This is a genomic window from Streptomyces sp. MK37H (assembly GCF_018035285.1).
Lineage (GTDB): Bacteria > Actinomycetota > Actinomycetes > Streptomycetales > Streptomycetaceae > Streptomyces > Streptomyces endocoffeicus.
Genome location: NZ_JAAAYH010000690.1, coordinates 1 through 3046, shown reverse-complemented (window position 1 = coordinate 3046; position 3046 = coordinate 1). Strand labels below are relative to the sequence as shown.

The window sequence follows — 3046 nt, the reverse complement described above, 5'->3', positions numbered from 1 at the left end:
CGCCACGAGGCCCACCACGGCGCTGGCCGCCCACAGGGCATCCGCGCCGAAGCGGTCCATGACGGCGCCGCCCGCGAGCGGGGCGATGAGCGAGGCGAGGGACCACGACAGGGTGTACATCCCCTGGTAGCGGCCGCGCCCATGGGTCGGGGAGAGCCGGGCGACCAGCCCCATCTGCGTGGGGGAGTTGATGATCTCGCCGATCGTCCAGACCATCACGGCCAGCGCGTACATCCCGACCGACCCGGCGAAGGCGGTCAGCCCGAACCCGGCGCCGGTCAGCAGCGCGGACACCATCAGCAGCGGCGCCGGATCGCGATGCTCGAGGAACCGCGTCACGGGGATCTGCACGGCCACGATCAGCACGCCGTTCGTCGCGATCGCGACGCCGAAGTCCGTACTGGACAGCCCGTCCGCCCCCATCGCCACGGGCAGCGCCACGAACGCCTGCTGGATGAGGGTCGCGACCAGGAACGACAGCGCGACCACGGCCATGAACGGCCGGTCCCGCAGCACCGCACCCAACCCGATCTCCGGCTCCGGCGCATCCGCTACCACACCCTCGGCGGCACGCTCCCGCTCAGGCCGGGACTCCGGAACCTTGCCGAAGACGATGACCGCACACAGCAGCGTCATCCCGGCATCCGCCAGGAAGAGCGTGAGATAGCCATGGCGCGCGATCAGCCCGGCCGCCGCCGCGGAGACGGCGAAGCCGAGGTTGATGGCCCAGTAGTTGAGCGCGAAGGCCCGCACCCGGTCCCCGGGGGCGACGATGTCCGCGATCATCGCCTGCACCGCGGGCCGTGACGCGTTGCTGGTCATCCCCACCAGACAGGCCACGACGGCGATGGCGACCGGGTCCTGGACGAACCCCAGCGTGGCGACCGTGACCGCGGTCGACAACTGCGAGACGAGCAGCGTGGGCCGCCGCCCCAGCCGGTCGGTCAGCACCCCGGAGACGACGGCCGACACGGCCCCGCCCAGCCCGTGCAGCGCGCCGACCAGCCCGGCGAACATCGCCGAATAGCCCCGATCCACGGTCAGGTACATGGCAAGAAAGGTGGCCACGAACCCGCCCAGCCGATTGACCAGCGTGGAGGTCCACAGCCACCAGAACTCCCGGGGCAACCCCGAGACGCTCTCCTTCGCGGCCTGCCTCAGTCGGACGACGGACACCGGACGACTCCCCCCTGTAAGCAGCGCACCCTGTAAGCGGCGCAACCAGCATCCGCAACTTACCGATGTGGACGTGGCCCCGCCAGCCAATTGACGGGGTCCGTCAACCGACCCCCTCAGACCGGTCCAGTAGGCTCGACGGCATGGCCGACGCACCGTACAAGCTGATCCTCCTCCGCCACGGCGAGAGCGAGTGGAACGCGAAGAACCTGTTCACCGGCTGGGTGGACGTCAACCTGAACGAGAAGGGCGAGAAGGAGGCCGTCCGCGGCGGTGAGCTGCTGAGGGACGCCGGCCTGCTCCCCGACGTGCTCCACACGTCCCTCCTCAAGCGCGCCATCCGCACCTCGCAGCTCGCCCTTGAGGCCGCCGACCGCCTCTGGATCCCGGTCCGCCGCTCCTGGCGCCTCAACGAGCGCCACTACGGCGCGCTCCAGGGCAAGGACAAGGCCCAGACCCTCGCCGAGTTCGGCGAGGAGCAGTTCATGCTGTGGCGCCGCTCGTACGACACCCCGCCGCCCCCGCTCGAGGACGGCACCGAGTGGTCCCAGAGCGACGACCCGCGCTACGCCACCATCCCGCCGGAGCTGCGCCCGCGCACCGAGTGCCTCAAGGACGTCGTCGAGCGCATGCTGCCGTACTGGTACGACGGCATCGTCCCGGACCTCCTCACCGGCCGCACCGTCCTGGTCGCCGCCCACGGCAACTCCCTCCGCGCCCTGGTCAAGCACCTGGACGGCATCTCCGACGCCGACATCGCGGGCCTCAACATCCCCACCGGCATCCCCCTCTCCTACGACCTCGACACCGACTTCCGCCCCGTCAACCCGGGCGGCACCTACCTCGACCCGGACGCCGCGAAGGCCGCCATCGAGGCAGTCAAGAACCAGGGCAAGAAGAAGTAAGCCCCACACGCCCGAGCCCCCTACCTGCGGTTTCTCCGTGGGTAGGGGGCTCGATGCTTCCAGGCCGAGGCTGGGACGTGGGGCTGGAGGCGCTGCCGTGTTCAATCGCCTCCTGATGCGCAAGGGCAGGGTCCGTCCATGTGGCCGTTCAGGTGGAAGAAGAGCCACTCAAGCCGGTCGGCTGTGACTCCCAGGGACGAGGCCCAGCCGTGCATCGTGCTGACGTAGGTGGCGTAACGGGTCGGCCACCGACGAGTGCCGGCCGCCTCCCAGCTGAACCACTTAAGGGCATTCAGTGAGTGAAAGACTCGAGCATCCAAGATCAGAGCCCGGTCACAGTCGGCGTCGCGGTCGTCGACGGCCGCGAACCACTTCGTGAAGAAGGAGCGCCCCACCCCGTCGAGGACGAACTGCTTGTAGGCCCCGCTCAGGTCGCCGCTTCGGACCGCCTGGCGCGTGGTCCGGAGAACAACGCGCATGCGGGCGTCGAGCAGGGTGGCCTCGGTGTACCGCGGGCCGCGTCCGTTCGTGGTGCCCGAGCCCCAGATCATGACAGCCACGAACAGGTCGCGTAGACCGTCAGGATCGTCACCAACGCGGTCACGGAGGTCGACCAGGTCGCCCCGGCTGATGAGGCGGTCACCACTCGGCCCGCTTACACATTCAACCCCGGCATCGAGTACGTGCGCCGCTCCGTACGGCTCCAGCCGTGGGTGCCACGTGCTTGGGCGGAAGCGCACTGGCTCCTGTCTGCAATCGCGACAGCGGTCAACGAGCTTTTGAAGCTGCTCCATCATGCTCCCCCCGGGCCACGGCGACGGCGACGGCGTGGCGTGTGCCATAGCGTATGGGAAGAAATGCCGGGAGGGCGCGCTTATCTACGATCCCGGACGTATCAGGTCAGAGCGGCCGAGTCCGAAGCGGTGCAGCGCAGGAGCGGCGCAAGCCAGGAGTGGTCTGTCGGC

Annotated in this window: 3 protein-coding genes; 1 reads left to right on the top strand and 2 read right to left on the bottom strand. The window is 69.4% G+C overall.

The genetic code is table 11. The annotated features are described in order from the left end of the window. Positions 1-1176: MFS transporter (locus tag GWI24_RS42770; RefSeq protein WP_210951412.1), on the bottom strand; the 1176-nt coding region annotated here is incomplete at its 3' end. Between the two features lie 143 nt (positions 1177-1319). Here GWI24_RS42770 and GWI24_RS42765 point away from each other — a divergent pair. Beyond that, positions 1320-2081 (top strand): phosphoglyceromutase, encoded by a 762-nt coding sequence (locus tag GWI24_RS42765; protein ID WP_210951411.1) that lies wholly within the window; start codon positions 1320-1322, stop codon positions 2079-2081. A 101-nt stretch (positions 2082-2182) separates the two neighbouring features. On the opposite strand, the gene GWI24_RS42760 is transcribed toward GWI24_RS42765, so the two are convergent. Further along, positions 2183-2878 carry a hypothetical protein gene (locus GWI24_RS42760; protein ID WP_210951410.1) on the bottom strand — a complete coding sequence of 232 codons (696 nt, stop codon included), beginning with the start codon at positions 2876-2878 and terminating at the stop codon, positions 2183-2185. Positions 2879-3046: the final 168 nt, after the last annotated feature.

Excerpts from the sequence above, each read along its gene's own strand:
- GWI24_RS42760 (WP_210951410.1), bottom strand. The coding sequence starts at position 2,878 with ATGATGGAGCAGCTTCAAAAGCTCGTTGACCGCTGTCGCGATTGCAGA.
- GWI24_RS42765 (WP_210951411.1), top strand. The coding sequence starts at position 1,320 with ATGGCCGACGCACCGTACAAGCTGATCCTCCTCCGCCACGGCGAGAGC.